The sequence below is a fragment of the Alteromonas sp. 07-89-2 genome (assembly GCF_013113925.1).
Classification (GTDB): domain Bacteria; phylum Pseudomonadota; class Gammaproteobacteria; order Enterobacterales; family Alteromonadaceae; genus Alteromonas; species Alteromonas macleodii.
In genome coordinates this window covers 19,637-39,445 of the sequence record NZ_VTYM01000009.1, presented here as the reverse complement: position 1 = coordinate 39,445, position 19,809 = coordinate 19,637, and the positions used below count along the sequence as shown (strand labels likewise).

Here is a 19,809-nt window from a genome sequence, read left to right as displayed (position 1 = left end):
AAGAAAATGAAAAAAATTATTTTAATGGTATTGGCAATTGCTACTTTTAATGCAAATGCCGCAATAATTGAAATCTCTACGGATAAATCAATTTATCAAGTAGGAGAAACTATCACTGCGACGGTAAGCTTTTCTAATGAAGATGCTTTTTTAGGTAGCGTACCGTTTCCTCAACCGTTTGATGTATATAACACGACAATTGGTTTTAACGATTCGCTCTTGAGTTTTATTGGCGCTTCTACGTTAAATCCTTTTGGCTCAGTTAGCAGCTTGGGGAACCCAGTGTTAGAGATGTTTCTACCTCCTTTTCTACCGGGGGGAATTTTAGAGATAGGTTCACTAGCTTACTTGGAACAAATTGATTTGTTCTATCAACTGCAGACACCAGTGATTGGTTTATACACCGTGCAATTTATCGCGCAGTCTGTTGGTGACATTACAATCGATGGGTTGTCAGGTTCTTACATTTTTCAAGGCTCTCAAGGGGGGCAGCTGACGCCTATACAAGTGAGTAGCGCAAGTTTCAGTATTGCAGAAGTACCTGCACCAGGTACCTTCGCGCTATCGCTTCTGGCTTTAGGTGGTATGTTTTTCGCTCGCAAACGTGTGAAGTCATAAACCTTATTTGTTAAAAGTTTAAGCCCAGCCAAATGCTGGGCTTTTTTATTTGTTTTGCTATTTACATGTGGCTTTAAATAAACCACACTGAATAAAAATACAATAAGTGCGCACCATGTTAGAAACCATTTCTTTTTCTCAACGCCAACGACTGGCTTATATCGATTTCTGCCTTCTATTCAAAGGGGCTATCCATCGCCAAGACTTAATAAATCGCTTTGAAGTGGGGCTATCGGCTGGTTCTCGTGACTTTACGCTATACAAAGAGCTCGCCCCTGATAACTTAGTCTACGATCCACGGGAAAAACGTTACTTTCAAACAGAAAGCTTTATTCCGGTTTTCGAACACGATGCAAAGCGAACCCTTGTGAAGCTTGCTAACGACATATTAGATGGGTTCGATGCGATAGGTGACATACATTTCCCTGTTGAAAGTGCATCTTCACTTAATGTTCCTGATATTTTTGTGGTGGCGAAAGTGGTACAAGCCATCGTGAACAAAAAGGCGATGAGTGTAATCTATACGTCGCTTTCCAGCGGCAGTGGCGCAAGAGAGTTAGTGCCTCACAGTATTGTTGACAACGGTCAACGCTGGCATGTTCGCGCATTCGACAGAAAATCACAAAGTTTCAGAGATTTTGTGCTAACTCGAATTAGTAAGGTAACGGTTAAAGCGGAACCTGAAACCCATGAATGCATAGATTGTGATGAAGAGTGGGGACGACTTATCTCACTTGAAATTGTGCCGCATCCTAAGAATATAAAATATGCCACCGCAATAGAGCTTGATTACGCCATGGAAGAAGGCGTGCTTACATTGGAAGTACGGGCTGCCATGGCGGGATACCTGCTTAGACGTTGGAATGTTGATTGTACAAAACATGCAAGCTTACGTACCGGAGAGTATCAACTTTGGCTTAGGAATCAGCAGAGCCTTGCGAATACCGACAATTTAGCCATCGCGCCAGGGTACATTGCAGAGCAAGAACCCTATACCGTATAAAATGTGGAAGTGGCCTGCCAAACAGCACCTTGTTGAGTGTTAGTACATGCAGCTAACCGATATATTTCTTGATACAAACCAGCAGCGTGTCTTTGTCTAAAGGCTTGGCTAAAAAGTCAGTCATGCCGGCAGCCAAGCACTCTTCTTTGTCTTCTGCGAAAGCGTTTGCAGTGAGCGCAACAATTGGAGTATCAACCTCCAATGCCTTGCGTAAAATCGTTGATGCCTCAATTCCTCCCATGACGGGCATATTGCAGTCCATCAAAATAAGGTCGAATTGATGTCGCTTGCCCACGTCTATTGCATCTTTTCCGTTCTTAACATGCAGGAACTTATAGCCTTCGGACTGCAATATAGTCTTCACGATTTCGGCATTGATGTCGTTGTCTTCAGCTAGCAGTATGCGTTTCTTCTTATTGCCTTCTTTAACATCATTATGAGATACGGGTTTTGTATCAATTAACTTTCCTAAATCATGCTCAAGTTCTCGACGATTAATGGGCTTAGCATGCGTGCGCCAGATAAGTTCAGAAACATCATTTTCATCTTCTAGTCGTTCCAGTTCAGCAGAGATAAGAATGATTTTAGGAAATTTATCTGGGTTCATCGCCTTCAACTGTTCTATCAAATCGACCCCGCTCATCTCTGGCATAGACAAATCAAGAATAATAACGTCGAAAGCCAGTGGGCTGTCTGATAGGTAGGCTTTTGCACTATCATAACTTCGGGGCACAATCGACATAGAAGTAACGACATGCTCAAAATATTCGCGGCTGGTTTGTAAATCATCAACTATCGCACAGCGCAAATTAGCACTGGGTTCAACGTTAATGTCAGGCAGCTGAGATTCTTCCGCTGCCATAGTAAAACTGAAGGTACTTCCTTGACCTACAAATGAAGTTACATTGATGTCGCCGAGCATGAGTTTCGCCAACTGCTTCGCAATACTTAACCCTAGTCCTGTGCCCCCGTACTCGCGGGTGGTGGATTGGTCGGCTTGCTCAAATTTCTTAAAGATATTACCAAGCTTAGATGACTCGATACCAATGCCGGTATCAATAACATCGAAGCTTAAATAATTGCCGTTTGGGCGTTTGGTATAGGTGACCTTTAACGTGACAGAACCTAGTTCAGTAAACTTAATTGCATTACTTAACAAGTTGTGCAGAATTTGCGAAATACGAGTGATATCGCCTTTAATTACGTGAGGTAAGTCAGGGTCTTTTAAGTAATGAAATTCAAGACCTTTTCTTTGGCAGTAAACCCGCTGTAACGACACCACATCGTCCAAGACTTGTAATAGGTCGACTGGCGCCTGTTCAATTTTGATTTTGCCTGCTTCAATTTTTGATATATCGAGAATATCGTTGATTAACACAAGGAGTTGCCTACCAGCAGTTTTGGCTTTTTTAAGGTAGATGTTGCTTTTGTCAGGGTTGTCTATGGCCAACTCGATCATGCCAAACAGGCCGTTCATTGGTGTGCGAAGTTCGTGACTCATGCTTGAAAGAAACTCTGATTTTGCTTTGCTTGCTCTACGAGCCTCATCAGCCGAACTTTCTGCTTGCTCTTTCAAGCTCGTTAGTTTGGCAAATGACCGTTTAACGGTACGCTCCATAGGGGAAAAGATGAATGCTGCCTCGATACATAATAGAGCGAGTGTGGCTAGCCATAAGTAAACTTCAATCGAAAGAACCACATCTACTCTAGCAGTGGCGTCTTGCTCGAACTGCGCGACGACATAATCAAGCTGTTGTAATAGCGATGTCAGCGCTTGAATATCTAAAAGCGTAGTGGGCTGACACTGTGCTGCATCTAAAATTTGATCGGCGCTTTTTATGTATCGGTTTACTTTGTTGTCGAGCTGGCCTTCGTTAAAGTAAGTATTAGAGATAGAGGAGGGAAGGTTATCGAGTGACACAAGCTGTTGATGATTTTGTTTGAAACGTGCTAACGATTGCGCCAAATACCTTTGCTCTTCACTGTCGTCGCAAATGTTTGGTGTAGAGGTGAGCAACGCAATACGCTGTGAAAGCATGCGTTGCTGACCCGCGATATTGATAATTTCCGCATCCTTCTTCTGATCACTGATTAATTCATAAAGTACAATAAAAGAAAGAGTGACGAGTGTAGCGGTTAGCAATAACGCAACGATATAACGAACACGTATAGACATAAGGGTAGTAGTGGCACCGTGATAACTAAAAGATAATAGATACCAAGTGGTTACGCAATGTGCCGAGCAAATTACTTACGCTTATGTTGCTCTATTTAATATCGTTCGGAATGTTATTAGGCACCCAGCCTCGCAATACCGCCTCTTTAGTGTAAAAAGCCGCGTTTTTATCATTCAGAAAATGAGAGTTTATTGCTGGTGAGGAGACTGCTTTAGGTGCACCTTCTCCATGAGATTGGTACTCGGAAAATCTTGCTTCTGTGTGGGGATTAAATGGTCTCTTTGTACCTGATGGCGTAGTTCCACCCATAGTAGTCCAGCGCTTTTGGATGATATGACCTGCCATATAGGTGTTGATAAACGTTGTTTTACCTACAGCGTAAGGGTTTGCATATCGGCCATCTGAAAAGGTGGTTGTAGGATGCCAAGGCCTTCCCAGTGCCACGCTTTCATCTGGAACGCCGTGTTCTCTTTCAAGCCTACAGTTATTGAACGTTAATCCATAAGGGCGCTGTAAATGAGTGCTTGGGGCGGTAATGTAGCCTGTTAGTCCTTCGCTATCACCGCCAGAATAACGTGTACGGGAAACAATAGAAACGCTTTCAAAAAACGCGGTGCCCTCACCAAAAATAAAGTCAATATGTCCTGCTATTGTTCCGCCTTCAATCAGAGCGCGGTCACCTTTTAAATAGAGGGTATCTTGGTAACCCCAGAGTGCGACATTTTTAAGGTAAGTGCGATCTGAGTTCACATCGGTTTTAAGCGCTACTGCCTGCGTACCTGATAATCGAGTAGGGTCGTCTTTTGCTTTGACCTCGTTACCGGGATAATCAAAATCATTGGTGATAGTGATATTTTCCAGAGTGATATTATCACCTAAAATCTCCACAGTGGCAGTGCGACGAGTTCCCCATTTTTCTTGAGAATTCTCTGCGACTTGTTGACCTGCATATCGATTGAAAACGATAGTCGTTGTTTCTTGCGACTGGCCCACAAAGTGAACATTATCAACGTTTATGACGACACGCTCTCGATAAATGCCTTCGTTAATAAAGACGGTCCATACTTTATCTTTTTGTGGCTTGTGAGACGCGATATAAGCAACAGCTTGGGACACAGAGTTAAAATGAGGTAAAGCGTCCTTACTTACGTCACTGTCATCGTCACTGTCATGTGATTTAGCTACCACAACATCCGTCGTTGCTGGCATTGCCGCGCTTAATCCACTGAAAAGTATACCTGCCAGCAACACAAAGGCTAAACTAAGACTGACACGTGCTTTATTAAATTCCATAGTATTTATTCTTCTACAGCCCGTGCTTGTTAAATGGTTGGCTATTAATAAACACATTGTTTATTGAAAGATGCGCTACGTTTTCGATAACGGCATCTTTAAGCGCACGTTTTATCGTTATGTTATTCAACGTCAACCCAGAAATAGGCGTATGGTCATACCCGCGAAGCACAAAGGCCCGGTTAGCTGACGCAACGTTCAAGTTCTCTATAGTGATATCTTCCAGTAGAGGAGGGAATTTACCGGCATCACCTTCTTCGTAGAAGAAATTCACGACAACAGCGTCTTTCACCGTCCCAATATCGATATTGCGATAGTTTAGATTTTTTAGGTGACCACCCCGAATACTGTTGGTTTTAATTCTAATGCCGCGGTCTAAATCAGGGCTACTCATGGTGCAATGCTGAGCATAGAGATTCTCTACACCGCCGGATATTTCACTGCCGATTACAACACCGCCATGGCCAGCCTTCATCTCGCAATGTTCTATGACGATATTACTACAGGGAACATTGACCCTTCTGCCGTCTGCATTGCGTCCAGATTTAATGGCAATGCAATCGTCCCCTGTATCAAATGTACAGTTAGAGATAAGGACGTTCGTGCAGCTTTCAGGGTCGCACCCGTCCGAATTTGGGCCGAAACTTTTACAGTACACGTCGTTAACGGTGACGTTCTTGCAAAGCACAGGGTTAACTAACCAAAATGGAGAGCGCAGGATGGTAACACCCTCGATAAGTACATTTTCACAGCGGTAAGGTTGTATAAACGGAGGGCGCAGGTAATTATTTTCAAAAACGCGGTCACTAACGGGTGTCCCGTTTTCTACCATTTCTTGCAGCGTGTCTCTGGTATATTTTTGGTTCTCAACCGGATCGTCACCCCATGTTGAAGCCTTCCACTTACCTTTCCATGGCCACCAGTTGTCTTTCGCCGCGCTACCGTCAAGCGTACCTTTGCCGGTAATTGCGATATTACTTTGTTCAAAAGCATAAATAAGAGGGGAGTAACCCATTAACTCCATACCTTCCCAGCGAGTAAAAACGTATGGTTTGTAATCTTCAGGGTTGGTAGAAAATCGAATTGTTGCGCCTGCCTCAATACGCAAGTTTATATTCGACTGTAAGTGAATTGGGCCGCTGCATAGCCAGTCGCCTTTTGGCACAACCACTTTGCCACCACCTTGGCGTGCGACTTGGTCGATAGCTGCATGTAACGCTTGCTTAAAATCACTGCCATTTTCATTTAAAAAGTCGGTAACATTAGCTTCGCGCTTTGCAAAGGTGGGGCGCTTTATCATCCCTTTAATAAGGTTTGCTTCAGCGTCCCACTGGCGTTGAGTCCTTCCCGTTTCGGTCACATTTGCACATCCGGATAGGAATGTAGGAACACCTACAGCCATCCCAGAAGCTGCAACAGTGGTGGCGAGACCAGACTTTAAGAAGTGACGTCTGGCATTCGGTGAGTTAGGTCGGACCATCATATACCCCTTTTATTAACGATTTAGCGCTTTTTACTTATTCAAATAATGTGCAGCCAGAATGAATGGACCTACACCTTTCGCGTCGTTTGCTCTGATTGGCTCACTCATGTAGTAGTCGAATGAACCATCTCTATATGGATTTCCACCAAGACCAGCAACAGCGCAAACTTGTTCAAGGCTGATGACGTTAGTTTCTGGATTAACCGAAATCATTTGATCAAGGAGTCCAGCAAACCCTTTTTCTGCATGAGCTTTGTATTCCTTAGGAAGAAACTTAAGGCTTGCACCTTTAGCCATAGCGTAGGTCAACATTGCTGTACCTGATGCTTCAAGGTAGTTTCCTTCACGGCTTCCCAAGTCAGTAACCTGATACCAGGTGCCTGAATTATGTTGATAGGTAAGCGTAGCGTCGATAAACGCTTTAAAGCGCGCTTTTAGCCACGGTGTTTTTGGGTGTTCGGCAGGAACAACTTCTAGCACATCCACCATTGCCATAGCATACCAGCCTAGCGAACGTGACCAGTGATGTTGAGAAAGACCTGTTTCTTTATCAGCCCACTTTTGCTTTTTAGATGCGTCCCAGCCATGTAAGGGGAGGCCTGTTTTTTCGTCGTAAAGGTGCTCTTCAATGAGTTCAAATTGCAGAAATACGTCGTCTAGCTCTTTCATATCGCCGTACTTAACAATGTATTCAGCGTAGAAGGGGGCCCCCATGTATAGGCCATCAAGCCACATCTGGTCTGGATAGCGTTTCTTATGCCAAAAGCCACCTTGCTCGGTACGTGGGTGAGTAGTAAGCTGCGTTCTAAGTAGGTCAGCGGCTTTTTTGTACTTAGGGTTGCCGGTTTCTTCATAGAGGAAAAACAGCACTTTACCAGGGTTAACCATATCAATATTAAACTTATTGATATCATAGGTTTTGATACTTCCGTCTTGTTGAACCAACATGTCGTAGTAACCTTTTACATAAGACAGGAGGCGGGGATCTTTAGTATCTTGATAGACTTCTGTTATGGCAAGGAGGTTGAGACCGTGAACGTAATCCCATTGTGGCTTCTCATCCCAATCGATTTGCCAAGCTTCTGGGAAACGCACCATCTCAGACTCTATCATTCTCATAGACCATGATTGTGTGTTGTCGAGAGGCATTTGTACCCAATCATTTGCATTAGCAGCGGAAGAAACAAACGCCGTGCAAGCTACAACGGAAGCTGCGCGTAGAATACCTTTTAGCATAACAAACCCTTATTTTTATAACATTGTAAATACACTCTGTGCTACCGGTAGCATAATGGTTTTTATTTGCTCATATGTCAACGGAATTATTTACATTTTTTTAACTTTTATTTTACGCGTTTAAAAAGCGTCTAATATAACGTAAATTACTGTATTTAAATGTCTTAATTAATGTTTTCATCCTATTTGGGTTAGTCCAAATAGTCTCTTCTTCTTTCATCACTGCATATTAAATTTCTACTTATTGTAAATTTTTTCAACAAAATAGTTGCCACCGGTAGCATAACTGTTTAGGATGTAAATCAAATGTAAAGCTTGAGTGTTGTTTTCGAGGTTTACATTATTGCCGAAGAGAAGTTTTGCGTTAATTAGAAAACATAGCTGTACCCTGCAACTCTTCTCATTCAAGGTTTTGGTGGTTTACGAAACCACTACAGAGAATGAATTAGAATTGACGCGTTTTCGCTTCCTTAACAGCCAAGACGTGCTATCGGATAAATGTAAAGCATTGACGGTATTAATCACCAAAATGTTATCCGGTGGCATAAAGGGGAGTGAGATGGTTAAATACGATAAATGTTGAATTTTTGTAAATTTGAATAGTTCACACACGTTTCAAAAGCATCTTCACCTTTTGTCAGTATGCGCGTCTCTTATAAATATAAAAACCGGAGAAACAACAATGTTACCAAAGAAAAAGCAACTCGCTGTTCTTGTTACGCTAGCGTTGTCAGGCGCACATATTCATGCGCAAGAAGCCACAGACGAACAAGCCAGTGAAACCGAAGCGCAAAATATGGAAGTCATTGAAGTATCAGGCTTTCGTGGATCACTTAATAAATCACTGATGGAAAAGCGAACATCAGTTAACAGTAAAGAATCAATTGTTGCGCAAGACATTGGTAAATTCCCGGACTTAAATATTGCTGAGTCAATTCAACGTGTACCCGGCGTAGCCATTTCTCGTGAAGGTGGAGAAGGGCGCCAAATTACTTTGCGTGGTTTGAGCCCTTCATTTACCCGCACAACACTTAATGGCATGGAAGTGCCAGCAAGTACAGATGGCACAGACTCAGGTGGCGGTGTAAACGGTGGACGTGGCTTTGACTTTAACATTTTCGCTTCTGAATTGTTCAACCGCGTAGATATTCAAAAATCTCCTACTGCCTCTATGGAAGAAGGCGGCATTGCAGGTACGGTTGATCTGTATTCGGCAAAGCCGTTTGATTACGACGGTTTTAAATTCGTTTCATCTCTTCAAGGCGGCTATAACAGCATTACAGAAGAGACCGATCCTCGCGCCGCCTTCATGATCAGCAACCGTTTCGCTGACGACAAAGTCGGTGTGCTTTTCTCGGCCGCGTTCTCAGAGCGCACAGTAAGACAGGAAGGTTTTGGTACAGTTCGTTGGACTACTCCAGTTCGCGATGGTGGTGGCATCTTTGGCGATACATCAAACACGGTTGTTAACGGCACACCTGACGTAGATGATTGCCAGTATGAAGGTGAGTCGGTAGACCCGATTAATTGTTTATGGACACCTCGTTTACCTAGACCTGATTACTTTGGTAATGATCAAGAGCGTGTAGGCTTCACCGGTTCAATTCAGTGGGCTGCAACAGATAATTTCACACTAACGCTAGACGGTTTAGTGTCCAAGCTTGATAACACCCGTACCATGTATAACTTCTTCCACATGTTCAGAAGTACATTTGAAGAAATTACGCCTACCTCCATTACTGTTCATCCTAATGGTCAACAGGTGTTGGCTGGTACGTACGACGGTATTAAATCGCGTATTGAAAGCCGTTTACAAGAATCAACCACTGACTTTAGCCAATTTGTAATTTCTGGCGAGTGGTTTATTGGTGAAAACCTTAAACTTGATATGATGGCAGGTACCGCAGAGTCTGACGCTCGTTCAGAGCAATATCGTTACAATATGACGCTGCTGGACGAAACCAGCTACGGCTTTGACTTTAGCAATAACAGCAACGCGCCAGAAGTGACTTACGGTTACGATGTTAACGATGCAAGTAACTATAACCTAAGCGATGGCCGATTACGTGCTACTGATGTATTGCGTGAAAACGACACGGTCAAATTTGATGCGACATACTTAGGTGATGAAGTCACGATTAAGGCTGGGTTTGCCTACAATGACCGTGTTGTAACCTACAGTGAAGAGCAAATAAATGGCTTCCCAGACCAAGACTCGGCAGTAGGTTTTGCTGAAATGATGCCGGTAGACGATTTCGGAAGTGGTTTTGATGGCCCTCTTGACCCGTTCCTTGTTGCCGACTTTGACGCTATTAATAGCCAATTGTTAGATGTTGTTTGGACACCGCGTTCTGCACAAAGCTGGCAAGTAGGCGAAGAAACATCAGCTATGTACCTTGAGCTTGATACGAGCTATGAGATTGCCGACATGTTACTTCGCGCTAATTACGGTGTGCGTTATGTGAAAACAACCACAACCTCTGAAGGCTTTATTCAAGGCGAAACGGTACAAATCGAAAACGAATACAATAACTTTTTACCAGCAGTTAACTTAGCACTTGAAGCAACTGATGACGTAGTTGTTCGTCTTGGCTTAACACAGTCTATGACTCGCCCAAGCCTGAACTCATTAAACCCTGGTAACCCAAGCTTTGATTATATTAACGGCTCGGTGAGCGTGGGGAACCCATTCCTTGATCCGTTTACGTCGAACAACGTTGACTTTGGTGTTGAATGGTACTTCGATGACGAAGCGCTACTAGCAGCAACAGTGTTCTACAAAGACATTGATAACTGGATTGTTCGCGCATCAGAAGAGCGTTTAGTCGACAGTGCTTACTACGACTTTATCGACAACGATGCACAGTTTGACCCTGTAATTGCGCTAGACCCACGCACTATTCCATACGAGCATAGCAGTCCAATTAACGCTGAAGACAGAAGTGTAAGCGGTTATGAGTTAATTTATCAGCAGCCGCTAAGTTTCTTACCAGGACTGTTCGAAAACATGGGTATCGTGTCGAACTACACTCACGTTAATGCTGACGACATCGAAGGTATGAGTGAAACATCGTACAACTTTACGGTGTATTACGAAACAGACCAATACGGTGCGCGTGTGTCAGTTAACAAACGCGACGATTACCTGACAGACTTTACTGGCAGCAATGGTAACGTTGCGCACGGTACGACAGGACCTACGCAGGTAGATTTCTCGTCATTTTATAACGTAAACGACGAGCTAACGTTGACCTTTGAAGTCATTAACCTTACCGATGAGTACGAGCGCTTGTTTACCACGGGTGATGGCTCTTTGAACTTGGTACGTGAGTACAACCACACGGGCCGTCAGTTCTTCTTGGGCGCTCGTTATACTATGTAAAAAAACAGGCCGGCCAATTATGTTGGCCGGCCTGAGATAATAATTAAATGTTGTGTTCCGTGAAGACGGGTGTGTTTGGCCATCGTAATGATGGCCTTTTTTATGTGCAAAAAGTGCAGGCCGGGAGGAGTTCAGCACGCCTCTACCTCACTTTTTGAGCAATTTGCATCGTAACAAAAGAAATATTGAAAAGGAGAAAAGGTGTGAAAAATTCAAGTAAACTCACCACAGGGAAAATATTCAACGCGCTGCGCTACAGTCTTGCAAGCGTTTTTGTTGTATCGAGTACTTTTGCAGTAGCAGACCAGCAAGGCACGAGTACACTTCACATTAGTTACGCGGCGCAATCTAGCGCTTATGCACTTACCAGTTCGGGTTCCCAAAGTGCTTCAATCCAAAGCGCTACTAATAAAGGCAGTGAAGAGGCTGTAAAAGCTCCACCCTACAAAAAGCCAGTTACCCTACATCTGGTCGGCGATTCAACCATGTCAGACAAGCCTATGTTGTCATATCCAGAACGTGGGTGGGGGCAATTACTTCCTGAATTCATGCTGCCCAATCTTAATATTAAAAACCATGCGGCTAACGGCAGAAGCACAAAGCGATTTGTAGATGAGGGACGCTGGCAGCTTCTGTTATCCGATCTTTCTGAAGGTGACTTTGTGGTAATTCAGTTTGGTCACAACGATCAAAAACAGTCGGACCCCGCTCGCTATGCCGACCCGGAAAATGCCTATCCTGCTTATTTGAAACAGTTTGTGCAAGACGTTGAAGCGAGAGGCGCATCAGTGATTATTGCAAGTAGTATTTGCAGGCGTCATTTCACCGAGGAAGGCGTGTTGAAACGCACGTTGCTGGCGTATGCCGATGCAGCGAAGAAAGTGGCAGCACAAAATAGCGTGCCATTTATTCCTATGAACGCTTTAACTTGCGATTTTCTTGCACAGGTAGGCGAGCCTAACAGCAACCATTACTTCATTAAGGTGCCCGCCGACCTTTATGCGCGCTACCCTGAAGGCAAAACGGACGACACTCACTTGAACGTTGTGGGCGCGGCGAAAATGGCGCAAATATTCGTGCGACAGCTAAAAGCGACAGCGCACCCACTGGCAAAATACGTATATCGAGACACGTTGTAAGCTCGCATAAAAATGAAGTGGCGCGTTATTGCGGGCGTGCCGCGTCTTTTTATTGGGGGATCGCCTTTATTTTAATTAGCGTGCTTGCTTATGGTTACAATGGCAGGAAATAGAAGAGAAAAGAAAGAGGAATGTCACATACCGACTATAGCGACGGTATGTGATTAGTGAAGGCATCGCCTGATATAATGGCACCGGGGTAGGTAATCACAGTCGCTGCCACTTTTGCCCCATAGCTCGCGCTCTCAACAGGCTTTCTACCTGCAAGTCGAGCGGCCATATAACCGCCATTAAATGCATCGCCAGCAGCCGTTGTATCAACCACCTGTTCAACACGCTCAACAGGCACAATACATTGCTCTTGTTGGCGGAGTATATGAACGCCAACTGCCCCGTTTTTCATTACGATTTCTTCAATCTGTTTGTCGGCTAAATAGCTAAATATTTCATCAGCATTGGTGTGGCCAAACAGCATTAAATGGTCGTCTGCGCCAGGGAACGCTAAGTCTGCTTCAGCATAAGCCTTACCCGTCCAGTATTTAGCATCCTCTTGAGACGACCAAAGGCGTGCTCGATAGTTGGGATCGAAGGCAATCTTACTGCCTTTGGCCTTGAGGGACGAAATCAGTTCGAATAGTGTAGCACGCTGTTCGTCGTCTAAAATGGCAATAGAGATACCGCTCAAATAAAACCAGTCACACGCAAACTCGGCGCCCTTCATGATGTTGAGCGTCTGTGTTGCTGCAGATTGGTTACGCCAATATGCAAAGGTTCTTTCACCTTCGTTGTCGTTGCGGATCATATACAGGCCAAGGTTACGCGACGACGAGCGAAACACTAAATCAGTGTTAATTTCGTGCTCACCCATTTTAAACAGCAGCTCATCGCTTAAAAAGTCTGCGCCAATCGCTGTTAAGTAGCTAATGGAAGATGAAGGCAAGCAGCGTTTTAAATAAACCGCAGTGTTGTACGTGTCGCCAGCAAAGCTTTTCGCCATCAGATTATTATCTGTGTTTTCATCGCGCGTACTCACTGATGACTCACGCTGAGTGCTTCGAAGCTCTACCATGCACTCGCCAAAAATAACCATTCTTTGTTTGGTATCAACTATGCTCATGCCGCGGCCTCATCAAATAATGTTAGGCTTTGTTGGCATGCCAAAGTAATCGCTTGCCAATTTTGTGCTTCAATAGCTGCCTTGGGCATCATCCATGTACCGCCTACTGCTCGAACATTGCCAAGCGAGAGATACTCATTCGCGTTGTCGCCATTAATGCCGCCGGTAGGGCAGAAGGAAACATCGCTAAATACGCTTGAAATAGCTTTAAGAAAAGGTGTTCCGCCGCTAAGACTCGCAGGAAAGAACTTCATTTCGCGAATGCCTTTTTGGTGCGCCAAAAGAATATCGGCAGGCGTAGCGACACCTGGCAAAAAGGGTGCATTAGACGCAATCAGTGTATCGAGCAATGTCTCTGAGCTTGTGGGCGTTATCAAAAATTGCGCGCCTGCATCCAACGCTTCAAATACGTGGTTGCGATTTAACAATGTGCCCATGCCCACAACGAGTTCAGGAAACTGTTTTCTAATCGCTGACAGGGCTTCAAATGCTGCGTCGCTGCGTTTCACTACTTCTATGTTGCACAGGCCGCTATTTGCAATTGCTTCTGCTAGGTGAAGCCCCTCGTCAACAGATTTAGGCTGAATAATAGGGAGTAATGGGGCGCCTTTAAGCATGGAAAAGGTACTTTTCATCACGCGGTTCCTTTTAGTGAATCTAGCGAACTTTCTGTTAACGTAGTGGGAGCAGAACCTTGCTGACCTTCGTTGCTGTTTTCGTGCGATAAAATGCTAAGCAGCTGATTAACTTTTTCGAGCACTTTTTCTTTGAACGTAGTGTTTACCGACAGTTCAGCGAACATGGTTTCAAGAGATAGCAATTTTTTAGCAAGTTCTATTGCCTGAAAGTCTACCGATTTTGCTGTGGCCCTTAACATACTATCTAGCGGGTCGGTGATAGTTTCGTTTAAACGTGCCTTGTTGTTTACAAATAGGCACCAGGCCGCAACGGCACTGCAGAGCAAATCAATATTTCGTTTTGCTTTTAGGTTATCGCGTACTGTGTCGAGAATTCGAAATGGGATTTTCTGTGACCCATCCCAAGCAATTTGCGACAACAGGTGGCGAATATGCTTATTCTCATAGCGCTTAACAATGTCTTGTGCGTAAGCGTTCAGATCGAAGTCTTGTGTTCCGCTATCGGCATTCTCGTTATCACTGGATAGAGACGGCACAATTTCTTCTTTCAACATGGTTTGAATCAGTTGCTTTATGGCTGGGGTACGCATTGCGTCGAATACGGTTTCCTTGCCAAGCAATAACCCTATGTAGGCCAGTGTTGAATGTGTGCCGTTTAGAATGCGAAGCTTAGCTTTTTCAAAAAAGCTCACATCATGAGTAAAAGTAACGCCAACTTTATCCCAAGCAGGTCGTGGGCCAGAAAAATTATCTTCAACCACCCATTGAGTAAATGCCTCTCGCTGAATAGGCCAGTTATCAGTTAAACCCAGCTCAGCGGCAACGTTGGCTTTAAAGCTGTCTTCAGTTGCTGGCGTAATACTGTCAACCATAGTGCAGGGGAAGGCGATGTTCTCGCTGATCCATTGGCCGAGTGATTCATCCGTTTTATTGGCGAACTCGGTCACCGCTTTTTGCAGCTTTTTACCGTTGTCTGACACGTTGTCACAGCTGATAATGGTAATATCTGCATAGCCTGCCTGCTTACGTTGTGCTAGCGCTTGCACAATTAGGCCAACTGCACTTACCGGTGTTTCTGGCGTGACTAAATCAGCTTTAATATCCGGATGATCAGTATCTAGATGACCTTGCGCATTAAGGCAATAGCCCTTTTCTGTCACGGTAAGCGTCACAATTTTAGTTTGCTTGTTTACCAGCGCAGCAACAATGTCTTCACGATCATGTGCTAATGTTGAAAGGGTTTTTATTGCGCCGATAATGTGGGTTTCAGGCTCGTTATCAACAATACACAACGCATAGAGATTGTCTTGTGTACTCAACGCTTCTTTAAGTGATGCGCTGCGCATTGATACACCGTGAATGCGCCAGTCACCGCCATAAGCCAGCGCCTTTTCGGTATAATACGCTTGGTGCGCACGGTGAAAAGCGCCTGGACCAATATGCACAATGCCACAACCGGTTGCTTCCAGGTCGTAATTTGGTTTACTTACGCTGTCACTTAAAAGAGGTAGCGTTGAAATTGATAACGGCTTTGTCATGATTACCCCAGTTTGTACGCTTGTTTAGCAAAATCATAAGTGAGTTTTCTTGCAATGCTGGTCGCTTCTGTTTCACTGATGCGGTGCTCCACAACTAGCTGTGCAAGGAAGCGACAATCAATACGTCTGGCAACATCATGACGCGCAGGGATAGACAAGAAGGCGCGTGTATCGTCGTTAAAACCAACTGTATTGAAGAAACCAGCGGTTTCTGTCACTTGGTGTCTAAAGCGCAACATGCCTTCAGGGCTATCGTGGAACCACCATGAAGGACCGAGTTTCAGGCAAGGGTAGTGGCCTGCAAGTGGTGCTAATTCACGGCTGTACGTGGTTTCATCTAATGTAAATAGAATTATGTCCAGGTTAGGCTCGTTACCGTATTTACCGAGTAACGGGCGAAGCGCTTTAACAAAATCTGTTTGCATTGGAATGTCGTGGCCTTTATCGCGACCAAACTGTGCAAAGAGCTGACTATTGTGGTTTCTAAGCGAACCAGGGTGAATTTGCATCACCATGCCGTCTTCTACACTCATTCCCGCTAATTCGGTAAGCATTTGCGCTCTAAATAGCTCTTGCTCTTCAGCGTTACTGTTTCCACTTCTTACTTTATCGAATAAAGCAATACACTCTGCTTCACTTAAATCAGCAGTATTTGCTGTTGGGTGTCCGTGGTCTGTTGCTGTCGCACCGTGCTCTCTAAAGACGGCACGTCTTGCACGAATTGCGTTCAGGTAGCCCTGCCAGGTTGCCGTGTCTTCACCAGTGAGTTCACCAAGTTTCTCAATGTTTGAAACAATATCTTCGCGTGAAGCATCGACTACATCATCAGGTCTAAAGGTGGTAATAACCCGCTTTGCCCACGGTGTATCTTTAATCGCTGCGTGATGGGGAAGAGCATCAAGCGCACCTTCGGTGGTAGCAATCACTTCAATATTGAAGCGGTCCATCAGTGCACGGGGTTTAAAGTCATCCCCTTGAAGCTGCGCAGTGATGTGGTCGTAATAATGCGTTGCGTTGTCGCTACACAACATCTCTCGCAAACCAAATACATCGTGAAATACAGTGTCTAACCACAAACGCGATGGTGTGGCAGCAAATAGATGATAGTTATCTGCCAGAAGTTTCCAGATTTTACGTGGATCCTTTTCCGTCTCACCGCCGTCCCAACGTGGCACACCAATATCGGTTAATTTAATACCTTGGCTATACAGCATTCTGAACACATAGTGATCAGGGGTGATAAACAACTCGGTTGCATTGGTGAAATTATTGTTTTGTGCAAACCAACGTGGGTCAGTATGGCCATGTGGACTTATGATAGGGAGATCTCGAATTTCCTTATACAGCGCCTTTGCAACACTTCGGGTTGCTTCATCGGCAGGAAAAAGTCTATCTTCATGTAATAATATCGATTCCATAACGCTCTCTTTTAGAGGGTGACGCCACGTTTCCAAATAGCAATCTCATGGCTGCCATTCTTCTCGTTGCAGGTTTGTTGACCAGATGCCACTGCCAAACAATGTTGGAGTAGCGCTTCGGCACACTTATCGATAGAGATGCCTTCCAGAACTTGTCCAGCGTTAAAATCTATCCAATGTGGCTTCTTATTAGCGATATCTGAATTTGACGATATCTTGACTGTGGGTACAGGAAAACCAAGGGGCGTGCCTCGGCCTGTGGTGAATAAAACGATATGTGCCCCCGATGCTGCCAACGCCGTTGAACTAACGGCATCGTTACCAGGTGCTTGTAATAAACTTAAGCCTTTATCTTGCTTGGGCTCGCCATACTGCAAGATAGACTGAATAGTAGACGTTCCACCTTTTTGAACCGCGCCGAGAGACTTTTCCTCTAGCGTGGTTAAACCTCCTGCCTTATTGCCTGGAGACGGGTTTTCGTAAATAGGTTGGTTGTGGGCGATAAAGTAGTTCTTAAACTCATCAATCAGCGAGTTAAACGCCTCGAATACGTCTTTGTTTTTAGCGCGATTCATTAAAAGCTGTTCGGCGCCAAACATTTCTGGCGTTTCGGTTAAAATGACCGAGCCACCTAGATTACACATTAAATCGGTAACACGCCCTACTGTTGGGTTGGCAGTAATACCGCTAAAAGCGTCGCTACCACCACACTTCATGCCTAAGGTTAATTCGCTAGCGTCGATAGGCTCACGTTTGTCATTAGCCATTACTTTTAACAAGTCATAAACCGCATTGACACCTTCTTCTAACTCATCTACCACTTCTTGTGCGTTGTAGAAGCGAACCCGATTTGCCGGTTTATCAACGTGAGGCAGTAAACTCTTAAGCTGATTGTTTTCGCAACCCAAGCCTACAATTAACACCGCACCAGCGTTCGGGTGAGATGCGAGAGAGGCTAAGATAGTGCGCGTGTCATCTAAATCATCGCCCAGCTGAGAACAGCCAAAAGGGTGGGTAAATGCGCGGAACCCGTCGCACTCGCTAGCGAAACGACGATTACATTCGTTGGCAATACGGTCTGCTGTTCTATTTACGCAGCCTACGGTATTGATGATCCATACTTCATTGCGAATACCTACTTTTCCATTTTCTCTTCTGTAGCCCATGAACTGTAACCCAGAAGTAAGATGGTTTTGTTTTGAAGCGGTATTTGACGGCGCGTAAACGTATTGTTCAGTGCCTTTTAACTTAGTCTTTGCGTTATGGCTGTGAACATGTTCACCAGCATTAATTTGGCTTGTTGCAGCACCAATGCTGAAACCATATTTTACGATGTCGCCACCGTCTGACACGGTAACTAGGGCAACTTTATGGCCAGCAGGAATGTCTTGGCTAACTGTAATGTCATATTCAGCGATGTAAGTGCCAGCCACGATAGGGCAGGTTGCAACCGCAACGTTATCGTTATTATGCACTTTAACTAGTTGTGTTTTAACGTCCATTACAAGTCCTGCTTTATCTTTACGGCTTATTTAACCGCTAAGCGTTGTTAAATAAGCACTGTGTATTTAAAAGGAGCGATAGATTAGAAAACGTTGCTTTTTACGCTCTGTTTACAAATTGTTTATTTTTAACATTCTTTTTTATTGTCGTGCCACCGGTGGCATAATAGGTCGAAAAAGAAGTGTTAGCAACACTTCATTGTAAAAAATCACACTTTTTTGATTGAATCGCGAATAATTAGGTGAGGTTTGACCAGATACGTTTCGGTTTCACTAACTTCACTGCCTTCGATGTGCGCGATGATTTTACGCACTGCGATAGCTGCCATATCGCCAACGGGACGTTGAACAGTAGTAAGGGCAGGGATTACACGGGCAGCAAGTAGGTTGTCATCGAACCCCGCGACGGATAGTTCGTCAGGTACGGTTATTCCCATTTCATGAGCCACTTTCAATACGCCTGCTGCCATTTCATCGTTGTTTGCAAAAATAGCTTTAACTCGTGGTGACTGAATAAGCAATTGACGCGCGCATTCTATACCGCTTTCGAAGCTGTTTTTACCCTCAATTACCCTGTTTTTAGGTACATCGACCCCCAGGCCGTTAAGCGTTTCAACAAAGCCTTCCAAACGCTCTTTTGAGGAATAATACTGTTGCGGACCGCTGATGATACCAATGTCTTTATGACCTAGTGAAACCATATAGCGCGCTAAGTCACTTAAAGCAGCTCTGTCGTCACTCACTACGATATTTTGATGGTCATCTAAATCTACTGACGCCATTCGCACATAGTTAATGCTCTTTTGTTGCAGCGCGTCGGCTAATACCTTCGATTCGGATACCGGTGGCAATATGATGACACCATCTATGTTTGAACGACGCACAAAGTTAATACAGTCTTCTACAAAACCTTCGGCATTATAACTACACGGGTGTACAACTAACTCATAACCCTTTTGAGAACATATGCTTAACACGCCTCTTTGCACTTGGTCGATATACAAGGCATCGGGGTTGTCGTAAATTAGGCCTATCAAGTATGAGCGGCTAGTACTTAAACCACGCGCTTGCTTGTCAGGGGCAAACCCCGTTTCTTGAATGACCGCTTCAATGCGCTCACGTGTTGCTTTTCCCACATTGGTCGCACCGTTAATGACGCGTGACACGGTACGCTTTGAAACACCTGCTAGGGCTGCAACATCATTGATCGTCGGGCGCTTGTTCATAATTCTCTGTTTTTCCGCGCTATTATGTCGTTACTTCCG

Annotated in this window: 14 protein-coding genes; 4 read left to right on the top strand and 10 right to left on the bottom strand. The window is 44.5% G+C overall.

The annotated features are described in order from the left end of the window. The first annotated feature begins 6 nt into the window (after positions 1-6). Entirely contained in the window at positions 7-618 is a 612-nt protein-coding gene (locus F0261_RS07910; RefSeq protein ID WP_014979623.1) for a PEP-CTERM sorting domain-containing protein, read from the top strand. A 115-nt stretch (positions 619-733) separates the two neighbouring features. After that, positions 734-1,621, top strand: a complete 888-nt coding sequence (locus F0261_RS07905; RefSeq protein ID WP_014979622.1) for a WYL domain-containing protein — start codon at positions 734-736, stop codon at positions 1,619-1,621. Positions 1,622-1,673: 52 nt separating this feature from the next. On the opposite strand, the gene F0261_RS07900 is transcribed toward F0261_RS07905, so the two are convergent. From F0261_RS07900 to F0261_RS07885, 4 genes are all read right to left on the bottom strand, one after another. Beyond that, positions 1,674-3,797 (bottom strand): response regulator, encoded by a 2,124-nt coding sequence (locus F0261_RS07900; RefSeq protein WP_014979621.1) that lies wholly within the window; start codon positions 3,795-3,797, stop codon positions 1,674-1,676. Positions 3,798-3,888: 91 nt separating this feature from the next. After that, on the bottom strand, positions 3,889-5,091 hold the full coding sequence (locus F0261_RS07895; RefSeq protein ID WP_171337616.1) for a pectinesterase family protein: 1,203 nt from the start codon (positions 5,089-5,091) through the stop codon (positions 3,889-3,891). A 13-nt stretch (positions 5,092-5,104) separates the two neighbouring features. Further along, positions 5,105-6,571 (bottom strand): glycoside hydrolase family 28 protein, encoded by a 1,467-nt coding sequence (locus F0261_RS07890; protein WP_014979619.1) that lies wholly within the window; start codon positions 6,569-6,571, stop codon positions 5,105-5,107. Between the two features lie 33 nt (positions 6,572-6,604). Continuing rightward, positions 6,605-7,810 (bottom strand): glycoside hydrolase family 105 protein, encoded by a 1,206-nt coding sequence (locus tag F0261_RS07885; RefSeq protein ID WP_014979618.1) that lies wholly within the window; start codon positions 7,808-7,810, stop codon positions 6,605-6,607. A gap of 682 nt (positions 7,811-8,492) precedes the next feature. On the opposite strand from F0261_RS07885, the gene F0261_RS07880 reads away from it, so the two are divergent. Continuing rightward, the gene (locus F0261_RS07880; RefSeq protein WP_014979617.1) at positions 8,493-11,192 is read left to right on the top strand and encodes a TonB-dependent receptor; all 2,700 of its coding nucleotides are present in this window, start codon (positions 8,493-8,495) and stop codon (positions 11,190-11,192) included. 203 nt (positions 11,193-11,395) lie between these two features. Further along, complete coding sequence (locus F0261_RS07875; RefSeq protein ID WP_171337615.1) at positions 11,396-12,331, top strand: GDSL-type esterase/lipase family protein; 936 nt, start codon at positions 11,396-11,398, stop codon at positions 12,329-12,331. Between the two features lie 145 nt (positions 12,332-12,476). Here F0261_RS07875 and F0261_RS07870 read toward each other — a convergent pair whose 3' ends face one another. From F0261_RS07870 to F0261_RS07845, 6 genes are all read right to left on the bottom strand, one after another. Further along, positions 12,477-13,448 (bottom strand): sugar kinase, encoded by a 972-nt coding sequence (locus tag F0261_RS07870; RefSeq protein ID WP_171337614.1) that lies wholly within the window; start codon positions 13,446-13,448, stop codon positions 12,477-12,479. Next, the gene (gene eda, locus F0261_RS07865; protein WP_039216584.1) at positions 13,445-14,083 is read right to left on the bottom strand and encodes a bifunctional 4-hydroxy-2-oxoglutarate aldolase/2-dehydro-3-deoxy-phosphogluconate aldolase; all 639 of its coding nucleotides are present in this window, start codon (positions 14,081-14,083) and stop codon (positions 13,445-13,447) included. Before eda ends, F0261_RS07870 begins: the two co-directional genes overlap by 4 nt. Next, entirely contained in the window at positions 14,083-15,624 is a 1,542-nt protein-coding gene (locus tag F0261_RS07860; protein WP_171337613.1) for a mannitol dehydrogenase family protein, read from the bottom strand. The genes eda and F0261_RS07860 overlap by 1 nt, the downstream gene beginning before the upstream one ends. A gap of 2 nt (positions 15,625-15,626) precedes the next feature. After that, positions 15,627-17,042, bottom strand: coding sequence for a glucuronate isomerase (uxaC, locus tag F0261_RS07855; protein ID WP_171337612.1), 1,416 nt, complete (start codon positions 17,040-17,042; stop codon positions 15,627-15,629). Positions 17,043-17,053: 11 nt separating this feature from the next. Then, positions 17,054-18,544 carry a UxaA family hydrolase gene (locus F0261_RS07850; protein ID WP_171337611.1) on the bottom strand — a complete coding sequence of 497 codons (1,491 nt, stop codon included), beginning with the start codon at positions 18,542-18,544 and terminating at the stop codon, positions 17,054-17,056. Between the two features lie 209 nt (positions 18,545-18,753). Then, positions 18,754-19,770, bottom strand: coding sequence for a LacI family DNA-binding transcriptional regulator (locus F0261_RS07845; RefSeq protein WP_171337610.1), 1,017 nt, complete (start codon positions 19,768-19,770; stop codon positions 18,754-18,756). Positions 19,771-19,809 lie beyond the last annotated feature (39 nt).